The following is an 18,478-nucleotide window of genomic DNA, read 5'->3' on the forward strand; positions in this document are numbered from 1 at the left end:
TGCTGTGACCTGGATTATCAGGGTGGGCTCAGGGTCCGCTCCGGAGGTATCTGAGGTGGCCTCGGCTGCAGGATGGTGGACATGACCGAGTACCACGACACCCCGCCGGCCGACCGTCCGGCGGGCGCCGAACCGGAGGCGCCCGGCACGCCCGGGTCGTCCGGTCCGGCGGCCGGGGCCGAGCTCCCCGGCGGTACCACCCCGCAACCGGACCCGACGCCGCCCGGCGCCGGTTCCGCTCCGCCCCCGCCTCCGCCGCCGGGTGGCGCCTTCGCCGCCCGCTACGGGCTCGTCCGTCCGCGTACCGGTCGTTATCTGGCCGGTGTGAGCGGCGCGGTCGCCCGGGCGACGCGTACCGACCCGGTGCTCTGGCGGGTGCTCTTCGTCGTGCTCAGCTTCTTCGGCGGCTTCGGCATCCTCGCCTACGTCGTCCTGTGGCTGGGTACGCCGGCCGACGGCGACACCGCGTCGCCGGTCGAGGCGCTGTTCGGCCGCGGCCGGTCGAGCACCTCGGCCACGCTGACGGTGATCGCCGGCGTGCTCGCGGTGCTGTTCCTCGGCGGCATCTCCGACGACTGGCCGTGGCCCCTGATCGCGCTGATCGCCATCGGCGGCGCGGTCGTCTTCGCGGTCAACCGCAGCCGGCCGTCGACGGGAGCGTCGCAGCCGGTCGCGTACACGCCGCCGCCGGTCCACACGCCGCCGTCACCGGCCCCGCCGGCTGCTCCGGCCGGCTACCAGCCCGCGTTCGCGCCGCACGGACCGTACGCGCCGGGTTCGGCGACGACCGTGCCGATCCCGCCGGGGCCGCCGGTCCCGCCGGTGGCGGCCCGCCCGCCGCGGCCGCCGAAGCCGCCCAGGGAGCACTCGCGCCTCGGTACGCTGATCTTCTCGGCGGTGCTGATCGCGCTGGGCGTCCTCGGTGTCCTCGACGCGACGAACACCTTCTCCATCCCCGCCGCGTGGTACGTGGTGACGGCCCTCGGGGTCGTCGGCGCGGGCCTCGTGCTCGGTGCCTTCCTCGGCCGGGCCCGCGGCATGATCTTCTGGGGCATCGTCCTGACGATCGCGCTCAGCGCCACGACGCTCAGCCGGAACATCGACTTCGACACGGCCCGCAGCGGCGGCGGCGACATCACCTGGCAGCCCGCCAACATCACCGAGGTCGAGAGCGACTACGAGCACCAGGCGGGGTCGGCCACACTCGACCTGACCCGGGTGAACTTCACCGGGCAGCAGAAGGAGATCCACGTCCGCATCCAGGCCGGCAACGTCAACGTCATCGTGCCGGCCGACGTCGACGTCCAGGCGACGGCCAACGTGCGGCTCGGCGACGTGACGCTCTTCGACCAGAACTCCAACGGCGTACGCATCAGCGACTTCACCGTCACCGACAACGGTGCGGACGGTGAGGGCGGTGGCCACCTCCGCCTGATCGTGGACGTCAGCCTCGGCAACGCGGAGGTGTCGCGATGAAGAAGCACCCGCTCGACGTGGTATCGCTGGTCTTCGGCCTGATCTTCCTGCTCATCGCGGCGGGCTGGGTCGCCGACCACTCGCTGCGGATCGACCTGCCGCCGGCGGGCTGGATCGTGGCGGTGGGCCTGATCGTGGTCGGCCTGCTCGGAATCGTCAGCGTCGTACGCGGCGCCGGCGGCCCCAAGGAGCCGGCGGCGCTGGAGGAGGACCAGGACAGCCGGCCCGAGTAGGCATCCGGTCCGGGGGGACGGGGGTGCGCGGCGCCGGGAGCCCGAGGGTTCCCGGCGCCTCGCGCGTACTCGCGCCCGGGCGCATATGCTGACCCGCAGGACACACGCAGAGGACACCAGGAGTTCAAGGTCATGTCGCAGGTTTCGCTCGGCCCACTCGGCCAGATCCGCATTGGCGAGCGCGCCGCGCGCACACTCACCGCCGAACTGCACCGCCATCCCGGACCGAAGTCCGCGCTGCTGGTCGGGGCCGGTCCCGACTCCTTCGTGCTCAACGAGGCCCTGGACGCGCTGCAGCCGGACGACACCCTGACCATCGTGGGCGGTGACCAGGCCGCGCCGCTGCGGGCGTACATCGCCTCGCTCGACGCCGAGATCGCCGACGCGTGCACCGTCGTGCAGACCCCCGGCGAGGCGGCCCCGGCCGAGATCGTGATCGTGGCCGAGCCCGTCGTGGGCGCCGCGGACGACGCCCGGCTCACCATCGAGAGCCTCACCAAGCTCGTCGCCGACGGCGGCATCCTGGTCGTCGCGGTCGTCGCCGTCCCCGGCGTGGCCGGCGGCGCCGCGGACGAACTCGACCGCCGCGCCGCCCAGTTCGGCGTCGGCACCGACCTGGTGCTGCTCAACACTCCTCCGGTACGCGTACACAAGCTGCGCTTCACCGAGGCCGACGCGGCGATCGCGGCCGACCTCGCGCCCGCGTACCGGCCGTCGAGCGTGCCGCTGACCTCCTCGATGCACATCGACTCGAACGGCGTGGCCGCGGCCGGCATCGCGCTCGGCGTGGCCGCGTTCGTCAAGGCGGTCCGACCGAAGTCCAAGGCGTGGCTGGTCCCCGCCCTCGCGGCCGCCCCGATCGCGGCGTTCTTCCGCGATCCGCACCGGCACGTGCCGGCCGACCCCGCCGCGGTCGTCGCGGCCAGTGACGGCAAGGTGCTGTCGGTCGAGCGGCTGTACGACGAGCGCTTCGCCGACGAGGAGTTCCTGCGCATCGCGGTCTTCCTGTCCGTGCTCGACGTGCACGTCAACCGCGCACCGGTGGCCGGCAAGGTCGTCGACTACTTCGTCGAGGACGGCGGCTACGCGGCCGCGATGAAGCCCGAGGCCGAGCACAACGTCGCCGCGTACACCGTGCTGGAAGAGGCGCGCGGGCACGGCAAGGTCGTGGTCGCGCAGCGTACCGGCCTGATCGCCCGGCGGATCGTGCAGCGGGCGCCCGTCGGCGCGCTGCTGGCCAAGGGCGAGCGCTTCGGACTCATCCGGTTCGGCTCGCGTACGGACGTGTATCTGCCGGCTTCGGAGGCCGAGGCGCTGGTGGCGCCCGGGGACCGCGTGGTCGGCGCCGAGACGGTCATCGCCCGCTGGCTGTAGGCAGCAGCAGAGGACAGCAGAAAGCCCCCGGTTCCACAGGGAACCGGGGGCTTTCGCGTGTTCGGATCAGGCGCGCGCGGTCCGGCGCTGGTACGCCCACAGCAGCGGCCCGCTCAGCAGGTACGCGAGCACGACCAGTCCGAAGGTCATCCGCGGGTTCAGCAGCGCGCCGAAGAGCGGCAGGATGAACAGCCACGGCGGCAACCTGAACACCTTGACCAGCTTGGCGTAGGGGAAGCTGGAGACCATCGCGATCGCGATCAGCGCCACGCCGCCGGCCATGACCACGCCGGGCAGGCCGAGGCCGAGCAGGATGCTCAGGGCCAGCACGGCCGCCGCCATCGTCGTCGGTACGCCGCAGAAGAACCGGCCGTCCTTCGGCGAGACGTTGAACCGGGCGAGCCGGATGGCCGCACAGGCCGCGACGAGCGCGCAGACGCCGATGAGGACGCCGGGGCGCACCTCGGAGCGCAGCGCCGAGTAGACGACGACCGGCGCGGCGATGCCGAAGCTCGTCATGTCGCCCAGCGAGTCCATCTGTACGCCGAACGGGCTGGCCACCCCGAACTTGCGGGCCAGGGCCCCGTCGAGGCCGTCGAACGTGATGCAGGCGAGCAGGCAGGCCGCCCCGAGCCGGGGGTCCTGGCCGCTGACCGCGAGCATGATCGCGGTCATGCCGAGCAGCAGGCTGCTCAGCGTGCACGCCTGAACCAGACCGAACTTGATCCGCCGGGCGGTCGTACGCTCGCCGGGCAGCAGTGGAATCGGTGCGGGGGTGGTGGTCTCCACCGGCGCGGGGCTTACCGGAGCGATCGCCTCGATCTCTGCGATCCGACGCGGATCGACCTCCGGCAGCGTGGGCGTGTCCATGACCGGTGCGGCGCTGCGCCGACCGACTCGGACCAGCAGCACCTGACGGGCGAAGCTTCCGCCCTGGCGCAGCCGGCCCGCCCACTGCCGCCCCTGGGGGCGTGGGCTGTCCGTCGTACGGCGCCGACGCCAGATGGCTCTCGGCACGTGTCCCTCCATCGCCGAACGGTTCCTCTCCGCCGCCTCGGCGGCCGTCCGGCTGTGCGGCTACACGATCGCACACACCGGTACGGCTTGGCGATACCCGGTCGCAACCCGGTCGCGGGTTGTCAGGGAGATATCGGCCTAGAGCGGCACAATCACCGCCGGGCTCGACTACCCAGCGTGATCAACTAGTGTCGGTTCAGCCGTCAATGCTACCGCATCGCACAAAACGGACACCGTCTCCGGATCAGCCGAGGCCGAGCGCGTGCTTGGTGAGATCGGTCAGCGGCAATGCCGAGACCTCCCCGGGAGCGAACCAGCGCGACTGCGCGGTCGAGCCGCCGGCCACTTCTGTGACCCTGGCCTCGGTGGGCGAGCTCACCCGGCCGGCGAAGATCGCGCGCACGGAGAACCAGTCCAGCGGCTCCTTCTCCGGGCCCATCGCCGCCGGATTGTGAAAGTGGCTGACGTCCAGCAGTCGGACGACCTGGGCGCTCTGGCCGGTCTCCTCGAACACCTCGCGGACCAGCGCCTCGGCCGGCTGCTCGCCGAAGTCCGTCCCGCCGCCGGGCAGGTGCCAGCGCCCCGCGCCGGGGTAGTCGGGGGCGATCTGCGACAGCAGTATCCGGCCCGCGTCGTCGGTGATCAGGCCGTACGCGCCGAATCGGCGTACGCGGTTGGCGGGCTGGTGGCCGTCCTCGAACGGGCGCGTCCGCGGATTGATCTCCGGGCCGAGGTCCCGGCCGAGAAGGATCTTGGCAGCGAACGGGACGAGTTCGACGTCCTCCGGCCGGACCCAGGCGGCCCGCTCCCCCTCCTCCGGCGTCAGCACGCCGCCCGTGACCGTGACGTCGAAGACGATCCGGTCGTGGTGCTGCAACGCGCCGAGCCGGGGAAACTCGACGAAGTCCGCGGAGACGACGCGCAGGTCGCCGAGCGCGACCTCGTAGCCGGTCTCCTCGACGAACTCGCGGACGACGGTGTGCCGCGGGTCCTCGCCGAAGTCGATGCCGCCCCCGGGCAGGTGCCAGGCCGACGCCGAGCCCGAAACCAGCAGAACCTGGTCACTGTCGTCACGGGCGATGCCATAGGCCCCGATTCTGCGCCGCTTCTCCACGGTGAACACCGTAGCCAACGCGGGCGAGCCGTAGGAGGACAGGAGTAGCCGCTTGGGTAAACGGTTACGACCGGTCGCAGCAGCGCGATTGTCCAGCATATGGAATCGGACATCTTGTCATGATCTTCTAGCCAACGGAGAATGATTACCTGTGACCACCGACGTCGAACCGCTGGCCCCGGTACGCCGGATCGCCGCTTACGCCGTTGTGACCCGCGTCGTCGACGACGGGGCAGCCGAGGTTCTCCTCGTGCGCAACTCCGACCGCTCCGGTACCCCCGGCGTCTGGTCGCTTCCCGGTGGCGCCGTCGACCACGGCGAACACCCCAACGACACCGCGATCCGCGAGACGGCCGCCGAGACGGGGCTGTCCATCGCGCTGACCGGCCTACGCGACGTGCTCGCCGACATGCGGGCGCTGCCGCACCGCGGTGTCACCATCCACACCGACCGGCTGATCTACACGGGCCGGGTCCGGGGCGGTGCCCTGCGGGAACGCCGCGACCAGAGCACCGATCTCGTGCGCTGGCTGCCGATGGCCGAGGCCGAGCGGCTCGCCCTGCGACCGTTCACGGCCGACGCGCTCGGGCTGCCGCCGGCCGCGCCGGATCTGCGACCGGAGGAGGTCCCGGACTTCCCGAGCTTCCACATCGCGGAAGGCCCGGACGGCCTGCACCGTACGCAGCGGTTCGCGGCGTACGCGGTGGCGACCGACCGGCGCGACCGGGTCCTGCTCACCCGCGTCTCGCCCGGCTATCCGGGCGAGGGACGCTGGCACCTGCCCGGCGGCGGCACCGATTTCGGCGAGCAGCCGGCCACCGCCCTCATCCGGGAGCTCCTGGAGGAGACAGGTCAGGCCGGCCGGCTCGCCGGGCTGCTGGGCGTGGCCAGCCACCGCGATCCCGCCTCGCTGGGCCCCGAGGGCTTCCCGATCGACTGGCACGGCGTACGGGCGTTCTACCGGGTCACCATCGACAAGGCGACCAAGCCGCGCGTCCACGACCAGGGCGGGTCGACGTCGGGCGCGTTCTGGCTGCCGCGCGCCGAGGTCCAGGCGCTCACCGAGGACGACATGACCGAGGTGACCCTGGAGGCCCTCAAGGCCGCCGACATCTGACGGCCTACTCCCACTCGATCGTGCCCGGCGGCTTGGACGTGACGTCCAGGACCACCCGGTTGATCTCGCGTACCTCGTTGGTGATCCGGGTGGAGATGCGGCCGATCAGGTCGTAGGGCAGCTTCGACCAGTCGGCGGTCATGGCGTCCTCGCTGGACACCGGCCGCAGCACGACCGGGTGCCCGTAGGTGCGCCCGTCTCCTTGTACGCCAACGGATCGCACGTCGGCCAGCAGCACGACCGGGAACTGCCACACGTCCCGGTCGAGGCCGGACGCCGTCAGCTCCTGCCGGGCGATGAGGTCGGCCTCGCGCAGCACGTCCAGCCGCTCGCGGTCGACCGCGCCGATGATCCGGATGGCGAGGCCGGGGCCGGGGAACGGGTGCCGCCACACCATCTCGGCGGGCAGTCCCAGTTCGGCGCCGAGCGCGCGTACCTCGTCCTTGAAGAGCGTACGCAGCGGCTCGACCAGCTTGAACTGCAGATCGTCGGGCAGGCCGCCGACGTTGTGGTGGGACTTGATGTTGGCGGTGCCGGTGCCGCCGCCGGATTCGACCACGTCCGGGTAGAGCGTGCCCTGCACGAGGAACTGCACATCGCCGGCGGAGGCGACCTCGCGGGCGGCCGCCTCGAAGACGCGGATGAACTCGCGACCGATGATCTTGCGCTTCTGCTCGGGGTCGGTGACCCCGGCGAGCGCGGTGAGGAAACGCTCCTCCGCGTCGACGACCTTGAGCTTGATGCCGGTCGCCGCCACGTAGTCGCGCTCGACCTGCTCGGCCTCGCCCGCACGCAGCAGGCCGTGGTCGACGAAGACGCAGGTGAGCTGGTCGCCGACGGCCCGGTGGACGAGTGCGGCCGCGACCGCGGAGTCGACCCCGCCGGACAGGCCGCAGATGACCTCGGCATCGCCGATCTGGGCGCGGATCGCGGCGACCTGATCGTCGATGATGTTGCCCATGGTCCAGGTCGGCTCGATGCCGGCGATCTCGTAGAGGAAGCGCTCCAGCATGGCCTGGCCGTGCGGCGTGTGGCCGACCTCGGGGTGGAACTGCACGCCCGCGAATCCGGCGGAGACGTGCTCGAACGCCGCCACCGGCGCGCCCGGTGAGGACGCCGTGACGGTGAAGCCGGCCGGCGCGTCCGACACGCAGTCGCCGTGGCTCATCCAGACGTCCTGCTCGGCCGGGAGGCCGCCGAGAAGCTTGCTGCCCTCCGGCCGCGCCGCCAGCCTGGTGCCGCCGAACTCGCGGTTGCCGGTGTGCGCGACGGTGCCGCCGAGCGCCTGGGCCATCGCCTGGAAGCCGTAGCAGATGCCGAAGACCGGTACGCCCGCGTCGAACAGCTTCGGGTCGATCTGCGGCGCGCCGGGCTCGTAGACGCTGGACGGGCCGCCCGACAGGATGATGGCGGCCGGGTCCTTGGCGAGCAGCTCGGCGACCGGCATCGAGGACGGCACGATCTCGCTGAAGACGTGCGCCTCGCGTACCCGTCGGGCGATCAGCTGGGCGTACTGGGCTCCGAAGTCCACCACCAGGACGGGGCGCGGCGTCGTCATGTATTTACCCTACCCAGCACCCCCGCGGCCACGGTCGGCGGGACTACGCGGGCGCGGGCGGCCCGGAGACGAAATGCACACCGTCGGGGTACGGCCAGGAGTTCGGCAGGCAGCCGTCGAGCGCGATCGTCTGCGTCTGCATCACCGGCGCGAGCGAGCCCGCGGCCGGGCACGCCTGATGGCTGTAGCCGAGGAAGTGACCCATCTCATGACTGGTCACCATCGCCCGGTAGCCGGGCAGGTTCGTCTCGTAGCCGGAGGTGCCGAAGACCCAGCGCAGCAGATTGATGATCACGTAGCTGCCGTACCGGCACGAGTAGATGCCCTGGGTGTTCACCCCGGCCGAGCCGCACAGGTAGTCGGTGGTGCCCGGGGTGGCCAGGCGGACGAACACGCTCGGGGTCACGCTGGTGCCGACCCGCTGGAAGCTCCACTTGTGCGACGCCTGCCAGCTCCGCGGATCGGCGAGGACGCCGTCCACGATCTGCGCGAACTGCTCGGGCGTCCAGCCCGGGATGCCGCCCTCCACCTGTACGCGGTACGTCACCAGCGTCGCGCCGTCGCCCACCACCGGAGTGCCGCTGTTGGCACTGGTGAACGTGCGTGTCCCCGTCGGTGGAACGAGCACGACCGGCGGGGCGAACGTCGGCGAGCTGCCCGGCAGCGGATTCCGCTTGATCGGCCCGGCCGGCGAGGTGCCCGGCAGCGGCCGCTGCGGCCGGGTCACCCCGGCCCGGCTCGATGCCGCCGATGGTGGAACGACGGGCGCCGCGGTCGGCGTGGCCGCCAGGGCTCCCTCGTCGTCCCGTTCGGCCGGCATCGCGGGCAGGCGTACGCCGAGCGCCTCCCCACCGGTGCTGTCGTCGGTGACCCCCTGGACCAGCCGGGGCGGCGGGGCGGACGGCGTACCGCACGCGGCGGCGAGGCCTGTCACGGCCAACCCGGCGACGACCGCCGCAGCGATCCGCAGACGCACTTCGACCCCCTGGTGAGCCTGGTGAAATCGGTGCGAACCTATCAGCTTTCCGCGTTCCGCGCGGCCGCCCCGTGTTCGGCCAGGTACGCCCGCGACCACGCCGGGTCCACCGAGTCCGAGAACGGCCCGGCCGGATTCGGCGCGACCCAGACGTGCATCATCTCCGGGATCGTGCCGCTGAGCGAGAGCGCCGGGCAGCCGCCGTAGGGCGTGACGATGCCGATCCCCGGCGGATACAGCGATACGCAGAGGTTGTGCGCGTGCCACCGGGTGAGCGGGCCGCCCGGGTCGGGGCCGGGTTCGCCCGCGCGCTCCATGACGAAGACCACGCCGAGCAGCACCGAGCGTCCATTCGCGACGGAGAAGACGAGCATCTCCGGCCGGTCCGGGTCGAGCTGCCGCCCGTCCGCCCGGTACGCCTTGTTCTCCATGTGCACGTCCGGGCCGGAATGCTTGCCCAGCGGCCACGCGTACCCGGCGGTGAGCGCGTCGTCCACTGTGGCGTACCGGGCCATGGCGCGGCGGGTGGTGGTCCACAGATCCGCCGCCGCCTTCGCCTGGGCGGCCGTCGGATTCGCCGGCCCTGTCCACGGTCGCATGATGACGCCGGCCTGTGCGCGGCCGAGGTGCTCGTGGTCGTGGCCGCTCGCGACGGCGGGCGCGCCGGAACTCGCGTCCGCGGCGGTGTGCGCGGCGAAGCTGCCGATCCACACGATCGCGCCGAAGACTCCGACCAGCGTGGCGGTCGCGATGTTGCCCACGATCCGCCAGCCGGGCAGTCCGCGCAGCGCGATCCCGGCCGCCGCGATCTCCATCAGGGCGATCGCGATGCCGAGTTGATCGGGGTCCTCGCCACCGCGTACCACGACGACGAGGTAGCCGACGAGGGTCGCGGGCACCACCAGGGCCGTCCCCACCCGCCAGCCCCGGCCCAGGTACGCGAAGTACGCCAGGAGCGCGTACGCGAGGCCGTCCAGAAGGAAACCGGCCTGCAGGAGGTAGGAACCGTGATGGTGACCGAGGGGCAGGGCGACGTGCACGGCCGCGGCGACGCCGAGGAGCGTGACCGCCCAGCGGTCGGCGACGAACGGGGGCCGGTCGGCGGGCCGCAGGAACGGCAGGCCGACCGCGACGAGCAGGCCGACCAGGAACGCCGGCAGATGCTCCGGGGCGATCCCGGTGACGAAGGTCCGCAGCGCGCCCATCAGCGCCGCACCTCCGCCGCGTGGCCGGACACCGGCGGCGCGCCGTGGCGGGCGTTCCATTCGCGCAGGCAGAGGACGAGGATCGCCACCGGCAGGCCGACCCCGGTGAGCAGGCCCGTGAGCGTCGGCGTGAACACGACGCCCGGCAGTGCCCCGGCGACCGCGCTCAGCGTCACCCCGATCAGGCTGACGACCTGCAGGGCCATCATCCCGACGAGCGCACCGATGCGCTTGTGCAGCAGGCCGGCCAGGATCGCCGCCACCAGCACCCGCACCGCGGGCTCCCAGACGTAGAGCGGGTTGCCGCCCATGAAGAGCAGCTCCCCCAGCATCGCGAGGACGCCCGCGCCGATCTGCACGCAGACGAGTACCAGAACGACATCCCGGCGCACGCGGACAGCCTCGCCCCTCCGGCCGCCGGATGGGTCACGGGAAGCTAACGAACACGCTATCGGGGGATCAGGGCTGCGGGCGCACCGTCGGGCACCGCTGGGCGTACCGGGGCAATGGGTGCAAGACGCTCGTAGGGCGAGCCGAGCGGCGGCCGCGCGTCCCACTCACCCTTGTTGGGCCAGAGCGCGAACGCGCGCTCGGCCTGCGCGGTGATCGTGAGCGAGGGATTGACCCCCAGGTTCGCGGTCACCGCGGCCCCGTCGACGACGTGCAGGCCCTCATGACCGAACACCCGGTGGTACGCGTCCACGACGCCGTCGTCCGCGGTGGCGCCGATCGTGGCGCCGCCGAGGATGTGGGCGGTCATGGGCATGTTGAAGGCTTCGGGGATCGAGCCGCCGGGAATCCCGCCGATCTCGTCGGCGAGCAGCCGGACCGCCTCGTTGCCCGCCGGGATCCAGGTCGGGTTGGGTTCGCCGTGCCCGTGGGCGGCGCGCAGCGATCGTCCATTCCAGACGGTGGCGAGCGAGTTGTCCAGCGACTGCATGACGAGCGCGATGATGGTCCGCTCCGACCACCGGCGTACCACGATCATCCGGGCGGTCAGCAGCGGATTGCGCAGCATCTGCAGCAGCCACCGCGTACGCCGCCGCGGCCCGCCGTCGACCAGCATGCTCTGCAGCAGGCCCATGACGTTGGAGCCCTTGCCGTACCGGACGGGCTCGATGTGTGTGCTGCCGTCGGGGTGGAACGAGCTCGTGATCGCCACACCCTCGCTGAAGTCGGCCTTGCGGTCCCTGTTCGACACGGACGCGCCGAGCAGCGCCTCGGAGTTGGTCCGCGTCAACCGGCCGACCGCGGGCGACAGGTCCGGCAGATCGCCGCGGTGGCGGGCGGCGTGCAGGAGGCGTTGCGTACCGAGGGCGCCGGCCGCGAAGACGACCTGATCCGCCTCGATCACGCCGTGGCCGGCCGCCCGCCGCCGCTTCCCGAGGAGGGCATTGGTCCGGGCTACCTCGATCCGGTAGCCGTGCTCCGCCTTCGTCACCCGCGTCACGGTCGTGTACGCGAAGATCTGCGCACCGGCCTTCTCAGCGAGGTAGAGGTAGTTCTTCTCCAGGGTGTTCTTGGCGTTGTGCCGGCAGCCCGTCATGCACTGTCCGCAGTGGAGACAGCCCGCCCGTTCCGGTCCGGCGCCCCCGAAATAGGGATCGGCGACGCGCTCACCGGCGGTGCCGAGGTGCACCCCGACCGGGGTCAGCCGGAAGCTGCGCCCGGCGCCCATCCGCTCGGCCACCCGCTTGACCGCCTCGTCGGCCGGCGTCATCCGGTCGTACGCGACCACGCCCAGCATCCGCTCGGCCTGGTCGTAGTGCGGCCGCAGCTCGGCCTCCCAATCCGTGATCCCCCGCCATTGCGGGTCGGCATAGAACTCCGCGGGCGGGCGGTAGAGCGTGTTGGCGTACACGAGGCTGCCGCCGCCCACCCCGGCCCCGGAGAGCACCATGACACCCGCGCCCCGCTGGCCACGGGCGGCCCGCAGCAGGGTGATCCGCTGGATGCCGTAGCAGCCGAGCGCGGGCGCCCACAGGTAACGGCGTACGCGCCAGCTGGTCCGGGCGAAGTCGGCGTCGGCGAAGCGCCGGCCGGCCTCCAGGACCGCGACCGAGTAGCCCTTCTCCGCCAGGCGCAGCGCCGCCACGCTGCCGCCGAACCCGGAGCCGATGACGACGACGTCGAACCTCATGGACCGATTATTACCAGCAAGTAACTTGCCGGGGAAGACCTCAGGGGTGATCTGGCCTGGTCTTGCCGTAGAGCCACTGCTGGAACAACTGGTCCAGGTCCTTGCCGCTGATCTTCTCGGCCAGCGCGATGAACTGCGGCGTCGAGCCGTTGCCGAACTTGTGGTCGGTCACCCAGGTCTTGAGGATCTGGAAGAAGGCGTCGTCGCCCACGGTCAGGCGCAGCGCCTCCAGGGTCATCCCGCCCCGCGAGTAGACGCTGTTGTTGAAGACGCGCTGGTTGCCCGGGTCGCCCGGCGGCACCGTCCACAGCGGACTCGATTTCGACGACCAGAGCCGCTCGAACGTGTCCTTCACCGAGACGTTGCCGGTGTGCTCCAGCCACATCCACTGCGCGTACGTGGCGAAGCCCTCGTTGAGCCAGATGTCCTTCCACTGCGCCACCGACACCGCGTCGCCGAACCACTGGTGGGCGAGTTCGTGCGCGACGACGCCGTCGAGGTCGCCGTCCTGCAGCATCATCGCCGTGTAGGTCGGCCGGGTCTGGGTCTCCAGCGAGAAGCCCACCGACGGATCGTCGATCACGATCGCCCCGTACGCGTCGAACGGGTACGGGCCGAAGTACTGCTCGAAGTAGTCGCAGATCGCGGTCGTCTTGGCGATCGCTGTGTCGACCAGGCCCTGCGGGACCGACTCGGAGACGGCCAGGCGTACGGGCTTGCCGTTGTGCGTGGACTCGGCGATCCGCAGGTCCCCGGCGGCGAACGTGACCAGGTAGGGCGCCATCGGTGCGGACTCGCTCCACCGCCACGTCGTCTGCCCGCCGGTGGTCTCCTTGCCCTGCAGTACGCCGTTGCTGATCACGTTGTCCGCGTTCGGCGCGGTGATCGTGATCGAGTAGCGGGCCTTGTCGCTCGGGTGGTCGTTCACCGGGAACCAGCTCGTGGCCGACTCGGGTTCACCGGCGACGAACGTGACCCCCTTCGACGACAGGAAGCCCGTCGAGCCGAGCTGCGGATCGCGGTTGGCCTCCGGCGATCCGGCGTACCGGACGCGGGTGGCGAAGCTCTTGCCGGTGGCCAGCTTCCCGGCCGGAGTGACCACCAGTTCGTCCCCGGTACGCGTGAACGTCGCGGCCGCCCCGTCGACCGTCACCGAGTCCACGGTGAGCCCGTGCAGGTCCAGATCGAACCGGGTGAGGTCCTGCTTCGCGGTGGCGGTGATCGTGGCGTCCCCGGAGAGGTGGCCGGCGGCCGGGCCGAGCGTCACCTTCAGGTCGTAGGTGGTGACGTCGTAGCCGCCGTTGCCATAGGTCGGGAAGTAGGGATCGCCGAGGCCGGGCGCGCCGACACCGGGAGCGCTCGACTCGACGGCACTCGGGCTCGCCGCCTCGGGCGTGGGTACCGGGGGCAGGCTGATCGGCTTGCTCGACCACGAACAGCCGGCCAGCACGACCGCCAGGCCGCCCGCCAGAACCCACCGATGCCTACGCCCCACCTGCCGCATGCGCCCAACCTACAGCGTTGCCGCCCGTGCCGGCCCGGGGTCGGCCGCCGCCGGTCACCGGTCGAGGACCAGGGAGACCTTCTGGAACTCCTTGAGGTCCCGGTAGCCGGTCTTGGCCATCGCCCGCTTGAGCGCGCCGAACAGGTTCAGCCGGCCGAACGGGTCGGCGGACGGGCCGTAGAGCACGTCGCGCAGGCTGCCCATGGGCTCGTCGTAGAACCCGACCGCGCCACGCGGCAGCTTCGGGTGGCTCGCCGACGGGTGCCACCACAGGCCGCCCGCGGGAGCGCCTTCGGCGAGGGCCAGCGGCGCGCCGAGCATCACGGCGTCCGCACCGCAGGCCAGCGCCCGGGCGATGTCGCCGGAGGTGTGCACGTCGCCGTCGGCGATCAGGTGGACGTAGCGCCCGCCCGTCTCGTCGAGGTAGTCACGCCGGGCCGCCGCGGCGTCCGCGATCGCGGTCGCCATCGGTACGCGGATCCCCAGCACCGTGTCGCTCGTCGAGTCGTCGTCCGCGCCGAGACCGACGATGACCCCGGCCGCACCGGTACGCATCAGGTGCAGCGCGGTCTGGTAGCTCGTGCAGCCGCCCACGATGACGGGCAGGTCGAGGTCGGCGATGAACTCCTTGAGGTTCAGCGGCTCGTCCACAGTGGAGACGTGTTCCGCCGAGACCACGGTGCCCTGGATGACCAGAAGGTCCACGCCGGCGTCGAGGATCACCGGGGCCAGCGCGAGCGTGTGCTGCGGGGAGACGCGTACGGCCACGGTCACACCGGATTCGCGCATCACGCGTACGCGCTCGGTGATCAGTTCGGGCTTGATCGGTTCGGCGTACAGCTCCTGGAGGCGGGCGGTCAGCGAGTCCTCGGTCTCGGCGGCCGCCCGCAATTCGGACAGCAGCTTCGCCGGGTCCTCGTAGCGCGTCCACAGCCCCTCGACGTTGAGCACGCCGAGGCCGCCGAGCCGGCCGAGCTCGATCACCCGATCCGGGGACATCGTCGCGTCGCTCGGATGCGCCACGCACGGGATCTCGAACCGGTACGCGTCCAGCTGCCACGCGGTCGAGACGTCGTCGACGTCCCGCGTACGGCGGCTGGGCACGATGGCCACCTCGTCGAGGTGGTAGCCACGCTGGGCGGACTTGCCCAGTCCGATCTCGACGATGTCACGCATGCGGCTGTCCTCAGCGGGATTGGTAGTTGGGGGCTTCGACGGTCATCTGGATGTCGTGCGGGTGGCTCTCCTTGAGCCCGGCCGACGTGATCCGGACCAGCTGGCCGCGCTCCTGCAGCGACTCGATCGAGTTCGCGCCGCAGTAGAACAGCGCCTGGCGCAGGCCGCCGACCAGCTGGTGGGAGACGGTCGAGAGCTGGCCGCGGTAGGGCACCTGGCCCTCGATGCCCTCGGGGATCAGCTTGTCCGCCTGGGTCACGTCGGCCTGGAAGTAGCGGTCCTTCGAGTAGGACTGCGCCGCCGGGCCGCGCGCGGTCATCGCGCCGAGCGAGCCCATCCCGCGGTACGCCTTGAACTGCTTGCCGTTCTTGAAGACGAGGTCGCCGGGGCTCTCCTCGCAGCCGGCGAGCAGGCCGCCGAGCATGACGGTGCCCGCGCCGGCCACGATGGCCTTGGCGATGTCGCCGGAGTACTGGATGCCGCCGTCGGCGATGACCGGTACGCCGGCCGGCCGGCACGCGCGCGCGGCCTCCATGATCGCGGTGATCTGCGGTACGCCGACCCCCGCCACGATGCGCGTCGTGCAGATCGCGCCCGGGCCCACGCCGACCTTCACCGCGTCGGCGCCCGCCTCGACCAGCGACAGGGCGCCCGCGTAGGTCGCCACGTTGCCGCCGACGATGTCGATCTCGCTCTCCCGTTTGAGCCGGGCGACCAGCCCCGGGACGGCCTTGTTGTGGCCGTGCGCGGTGTCGACCATGATCACGTCGACGCCGGCCTCGATGAGCGCCTTCGCGCGCTTGTAGCCGTCCTCGCCGACGCCGACCGCGGCCCCGACGCGCAGCCGGCCCGCGTCGTCCTTGGTCGCCAGCGGGAACTGCTCGCTCTTGGCGAAGTCCTTGACCGTGATCAGGCCGCGCAGCTTGCCGTTCGCGTCGACCAGCGGCAGCTTCTCGATCTTGTGTTCGCGCAGCAGGGCCTGCGCTTCGTCCTTCGACACGCCGACGTTCGCGGTGATCAGCGGCAGCCGGGTCATGATCTCGTGTACGCGCACCGACTGGTCGGTCACCCAGCGCATGTCGCGGTTGGTGACGATGCCGACGAGGGTGCCCGCGTTGTCCACCACGGGTACGCCGGAGATCCGGAACCGCGCGCACAGCTGGTCGACGTCGCGCAGGGTGTCGTCGGGCGAACAGGTGACGGGATTGGTGATCATCCCGGACTCGGACCGCTTGACCAGGTCGACCTGGGACGCCTGCTCCTCGACCGACAGGTTGCGGTGCAGTACGCCGAGACCGCCCTGACGCGCCAGCGCGATCGCCATCCGGGCCTCGGTCACGGTGTCCATCGCGCTCGACACGATCGGGATGTTCAGGGTGATACCCCGCGACAGCTGCGTACGCGTGGTCACCTGGCTCGGGATGAGGTCCGACTCCCCCGGCACCAGAAGTACGTCGTCGAACGTGAGACCGAGAGGAATGGTGCCGGACAGATCCACTGGAAAACCCCCTGTACGCCGCGTACGACCCATCCTACCCAGCGGGCCCGGCCCATCCCCCGCGCGGGCGGCTCAGACCACACCGGTGCCACACCACGCCCCAGAAAGCATTACGGTGAAGGTGTGCACGATGAGCCGCTCGATCCCTTCCACGGAGACCCCGAGGACCCGGCCGCCAACCTGGGCGAGCCGGACAGCGAGGATTTCGACGAGCTTTCCTCCGAGGAGCGGGAAGACCTGATGGAGGACCTCGGTGAGCTGGAGGTCTTCCAGGTTCTCCTCGCGCCGCGGGGGGTACGCGGGCTCGTGATCGACTGCCAGGACTGCCAGGAGCCGCACTACTTCGACTGGGACCTGCTCCGGGGCAACCTGCGTCATCTGCTGGACTCCGGACGGCCGCGGGTGCACGAGCCGGCCTACGACCCGGACCCGGACCACTACGTCAGCTGGGAGTACGCGCGCGGCTACAGCGACGCCGTCGCGGACCTGGCCGAGAACACCTGACCGGACGTGCCCGGATACGGACCCGGCCCGGGCTCTACCGAGCCCGGGCCCCATGGTTCCGTCGTATCGGTCAGTTCACGAGGCCGGCCCGGAAGCCCGCCGCCACCGCATGAGCCCGGTCGCGCGCGCCCAGCTTGCGAAACAGCCGCCGCGCGTGGGTCTTGACCGTGTCTTCGGAGACGAACAGTTCCCTGCCGATCTCGGCGTTGCTACGGCCGTCGGCCATGCCCCGCAGGACCTGCAACTCCCGCTCGGTGAGCGTGGTGGAGCGCGTGGGTCGGAGCGTGGGCGCGAGCCGGGGCTCGTCGGTCAGATCTCCCCGCTGTGCGGGCACCATGGTCGGTACGCCGACACTGCGGGTGGCGGCCGCCGGGCCGCCGTTGGCCGGCCAACGCAGGCCGGCCGGTGCCGAGGGTCCCCCGTTGGTCGGACGGGCCGACCACGCCTCGACCGCGGGCACCGGCGGACGCGCCGGCGGAGCCGCGGCTGTAAACCGCACCATGACGAGCAACAAGGCCTTGGCCGCCGCGCTCACGACCTCGCCGTCGGTCCCGCCGATGAGGCCCCGGGCCCCCGCTTCGATCGCCGCGCGGGCGATCTGCGGGTCTTCGAGGCCGAAGAGCACCAGGGTCGAGCGCGGCGCCGCCAGCATGGCACGGCGGGTGAATCCCACCGTGTCGGGCCGGGTGAGCGCCGTGTCCACCAGGATGATCTCGGCGGGTTCGGCGGCGAGCTGCGTGAGCGCGTCATTGGCGGTCACGGCGGTCCGGACGGCCGGCATGACGCCGAGCCGCTGGGCACAGGTACTGACGCCCTGTGCCGCCTGGGCGGAGCGGACGCATACGAGGACGGTCTGCACGGTGATCCCCCTCTCCTCTATGGAGGAGACCACGAGAAACACTGATCATTACGCAGTTTCGGGGGAAAGTGTCGAAAACTCTCTCAGGCGCCGCCGGGTCGGGCGACCCCGGATGACCGGGACAGATGACTCCTGACAGACGTCCGTAGGAGGAGTAACGTCTTTCGACGGTCGGAGCCTGAGTTTGGCATGCTCTCGACCGGACGTGGGTATGGCACAGCCGCACGGTCAGTGGGTCCCCCGGTCAGCGGGCACGGGAGGCACCTGAGCGGGCGTAGCGGAACGTGGCCGACATCGGGAGGAAACCGATGACCAACGTAAGAAGGCTTCCTGGTCCCATCGCGGACATCTGGGAGTGGCAGCACGATGGATCCTGCCGGGGGCGCGACAGCGCGCAGTTCTTCCACCCCGACGGCGAGCGGGGCTCCTCCCGCGGACGACGCGAGGCCACGGCCAAGCAGGTCTGCCGGAATTGCCCTGTACGTCCCCAATGCGCCGCCCATGCTCTCGCCACCCACGAGGCATACGGCGTGTGGGGCGGGTTCACCGAGACCGAGCGCCTCCGCCTGCAGATGATGGGCTGGAAGGACTGCGAGGAGAGCCACCGCGTCGACGTGCCGCGCCTGGAGCAGCGGCTCGCCCGCGGCATACCGTCGCAGCGCCACTGAGACCCGCCCCGCCGGCCCGCGACGGGATGGCCGACAACTTCAGAGCCACGCGATTTCAG

At 71.4% G+C, this 18,478-nt stretch carries 17 protein-coding genes; 6 read left to right on the top strand and 11 right to left on the bottom strand.

The genetic code is table 11. The features are described 5' to 3' along the window. Positions 1–81: 81 nt before the first annotated feature. The 3 genes from G401_RS43725 to G401_RS0105640 all read left to right on the top strand — a co-directional run bounded on the left by G401_RS43725 (position 82) and on the right by G401_RS0105640 (position 3,083). Positions 82–1,476 carry a PspC domain-containing protein gene (locus G401_RS43725; protein ID WP_051366208.1) on the top strand — a complete coding sequence of 465 codons (1,395 nt, stop codon included), beginning with the start codon at positions 82–84 and terminating at the stop codon, positions 1,474–1,476. Further along, complete coding sequence (locus tag G401_RS0105635) at positions 1,473–1,709, top strand: hypothetical protein (RefSeq protein WP_027341728.1); 237 nt, start codon at positions 1,473–1,475, stop codon at positions 1,707–1,709. Before G401_RS43725 ends, G401_RS0105635 begins: the two co-directional genes overlap by 4 nt. Positions 1,710–1,841: 132 nt before the next feature. Next, on the top strand, positions 1,842–3,083 hold the full coding sequence (locus tag G401_RS0105640; protein WP_027341729.1) for a phosphatidylserine decarboxylase: 1,242 nt from the start codon (positions 1,842–1,844) through the stop codon (positions 3,081–3,083). Positions 3,084–3,149: 66 nt separating this feature from the next. Here G401_RS0105640 and G401_RS0105645 read toward each other — a convergent pair whose 3' ends face one another. Beyond that, on the bottom strand, positions 3,150–4,025 hold the full coding sequence (locus G401_RS0105645) for a CDP-alcohol phosphatidyltransferase family protein (RefSeq protein WP_027341730.1): 876 nt from the start codon (positions 4,023–4,025) through the stop codon (positions 3,150–3,152). A gap of 319 nt (positions 4,026–4,344) precedes the next feature. After that, positions 4,345–5,214, bottom strand: a complete 870-nt coding sequence (locus tag G401_RS0105650) for an NUDIX domain-containing protein (protein ID WP_027341731.1) — start codon at positions 5,212–5,214, stop codon at positions 4,345–4,347. A gap of 151 nt (positions 5,215–5,365) precedes the next feature. On the opposite strand from G401_RS0105650, the gene G401_RS0105655 reads away from it, so the two are divergent. Continuing rightward, entirely contained in the window at positions 5,366–6,331 is a 966-nt protein-coding gene (locus G401_RS0105655) for an NUDIX hydrolase (RefSeq protein WP_027341732.1), read from the top strand. A 4-nt stretch (positions 6,332–6,335) separates the two neighbouring features. Here the strand turns inward: G401_RS0105655 and guaA are convergent, their stop codons facing one another. The 8 genes from guaA to guaB are packed head-to-tail and all read right to left on the bottom strand — an operon-like array spanning position 6,336 to position 16,388. Beyond that, on the bottom strand, positions 6,336–7,889 hold the full coding sequence (gene guaA / locus G401_RS0105660) for a glutamine-hydrolyzing GMP synthase (RefSeq protein WP_027341733.1): 1,554 nt from the start codon (positions 7,887–7,889) through the stop codon (positions 6,336–6,338). A gap of 43 nt (positions 7,890–7,932) precedes the next feature. After that, a complete protein-coding gene (locus G401_RS43730; RefSeq protein WP_051366210.1) occupies positions 7,933–8,865 on the bottom strand; it encodes a DUF3152 domain-containing protein in 933 nt (310 codons plus the stop codon). A 41-nt stretch (positions 8,866–8,906) separates the two neighbouring features. After that, positions 8,907–10,070 carry a hypothetical protein gene (locus G401_RS0105670; RefSeq protein WP_027341734.1) on the bottom strand — a complete coding sequence of 388 codons (1,164 nt, stop codon included), beginning with the start codon at positions 10,068–10,070 and terminating at the stop codon, positions 8,907–8,909. Further along, a complete protein-coding gene (locus tag G401_RS0105675; protein WP_027341735.1) occupies positions 10,070–10,462 on the bottom strand; it encodes a hypothetical protein in 393 nt (130 codons plus the stop codon). The genes G401_RS0105670 and G401_RS0105675 overlap by 1 nt, the downstream gene beginning before the upstream one ends. Positions 10,463–10,518: 56 nt before the next feature. Further along, positions 10,519–12,210, bottom strand: coding sequence for an FAD-dependent oxidoreductase (locus G401_RS0105680; protein ID WP_027341736.1), 1,692 nt, complete (start codon positions 12,208–12,210; stop codon positions 10,519–10,521). 40 nt (positions 12,211–12,250) lie between these two features. Beyond that, positions 12,251–13,714, bottom strand: a complete 1,464-nt coding sequence (locus G401_RS0105685) for a M1 family metallopeptidase (protein ID WP_027341737.1) — start codon at positions 13,712–13,714, stop codon at positions 12,251–12,253. 54 nt (positions 13,715–13,768) lie between these two features. After that, on the bottom strand, positions 13,769–14,890 hold the full coding sequence (locus G401_RS0105690; RefSeq protein ID WP_027341738.1) for a GuaB3 family IMP dehydrogenase-related protein: 1,122 nt from the start codon (positions 14,888–14,890) through the stop codon (positions 13,769–13,771). Positions 14,891–14,900: 10 nt separating this feature from the next. Continuing rightward, positions 14,901–16,388 carry an IMP dehydrogenase gene (gene guaB, locus G401_RS0105695; protein ID WP_027341739.1) on the bottom strand — a complete coding sequence of 496 codons (1,488 nt, stop codon included), beginning with the start codon at positions 16,386–16,388 and terminating at the stop codon, positions 14,901–14,903. A gap of 123 nt (positions 16,389–16,511) precedes the next feature. Between guaB and G401_RS0105700 the strand changes: the two genes are divergently transcribed. After that, positions 16,512–16,892 carry a DUF5319 domain-containing protein gene (locus G401_RS0105700; protein WP_027341740.1) on the top strand — a complete coding sequence of 127 codons (381 nt, stop codon included), beginning with the start codon at positions 16,512–16,514 and terminating at the stop codon, positions 16,890–16,892. Between the two features lie 70 nt (positions 16,893–16,962). Here the strand turns inward: G401_RS0105700 and G401_RS0105705 are convergent, their stop codons facing one another. Continuing rightward, a complete protein-coding gene (locus G401_RS0105705) occupies positions 16,963–17,751 on the bottom strand; it encodes a response regulator transcription factor (RefSeq protein WP_027341741.1) in 789 nt (262 codons plus the stop codon). Between the two features lie 308 nt (positions 17,752–18,059). Here G401_RS0105705 and G401_RS0105710 point away from each other — a divergent pair, with 308 nt between their 5' ends. Beyond that, positions 18,060–18,419: a WhiB family transcriptional regulator gene (locus G401_RS0105710; RefSeq protein ID WP_027341742.1), complete on the top strand. Its 360-nt coding sequence runs from the start codon at positions 18,060–18,062 to the stop codon at positions 18,417–18,419. Positions 18,420–18,478 lie beyond the last annotated feature (59 nt).

This window comes from Hamadaea tsunoensis DSM 44101, from assembly GCF_000428945.1.
Lineage (GTDB): Bacteria > Actinomycetota > Actinomycetes > Mycobacteriales > Micromonosporaceae > Hamadaea > Hamadaea tsunoensis.

Coding starts and splice junctions, on each gene's coding strand:
- G401_RS43725 (WP_051366208.1), top strand. CDS start 82: ATGACCGAGTACCACGACACCCCGCCGGCCGACCGTCCGGCGGGCGCC.
- G401_RS0105635 (WP_027341728.1), top strand. CDS start 1,473: ATGAAGAAGCACCCGCTCGACGTGGTATCGCTGGTCTTCGGCCTGATC.
- G401_RS0105640 (WP_027341729.1), top strand. CDS start 1,842: ATGTCGCAGGTTTCGCTCGGCCCACTCGGCCAGATCCGCATTGGCGAG.
- guaA (WP_027341733.1), bottom strand. CDS start 7,889: ATGACGACGCCGCGCCCCGTCCTGGTGGTGGACTTCGGAGCCCAGTAC.
- G401_RS0105670 (WP_027341734.1), bottom strand. CDS start 10,070: ATGGGCGCGCTGCGGACCTTCGTCACCGGGATCGCCCCGGAGCATCTG.
- G401_RS0105680 (WP_027341736.1), bottom strand. CDS start 12,210: ATGAGGTTCGACGTCGTCGTCATCGGCTCCGGGTTCGGCGGCAGCGTG.
- G401_RS0105685 (WP_027341737.1), bottom strand. CDS start 13,714: ATGCGGCAGGTGGGGCGTAGGCATCGGTGGGTTCTGGCGGGCGGCCTG.
- G401_RS0105690 (WP_027341738.1), bottom strand. CDS start 14,890: ATGCGTGACATCGTCGAGATCGGACTGGGCAAGTCCGCCCAGCGTGGC.
- G401_RS0105710 (WP_027341742.1), top strand. CDS start 18,060: ATGACCAACGTAAGAAGGCTTCCTGGTCCCATCGCGGACATCTGGGAG.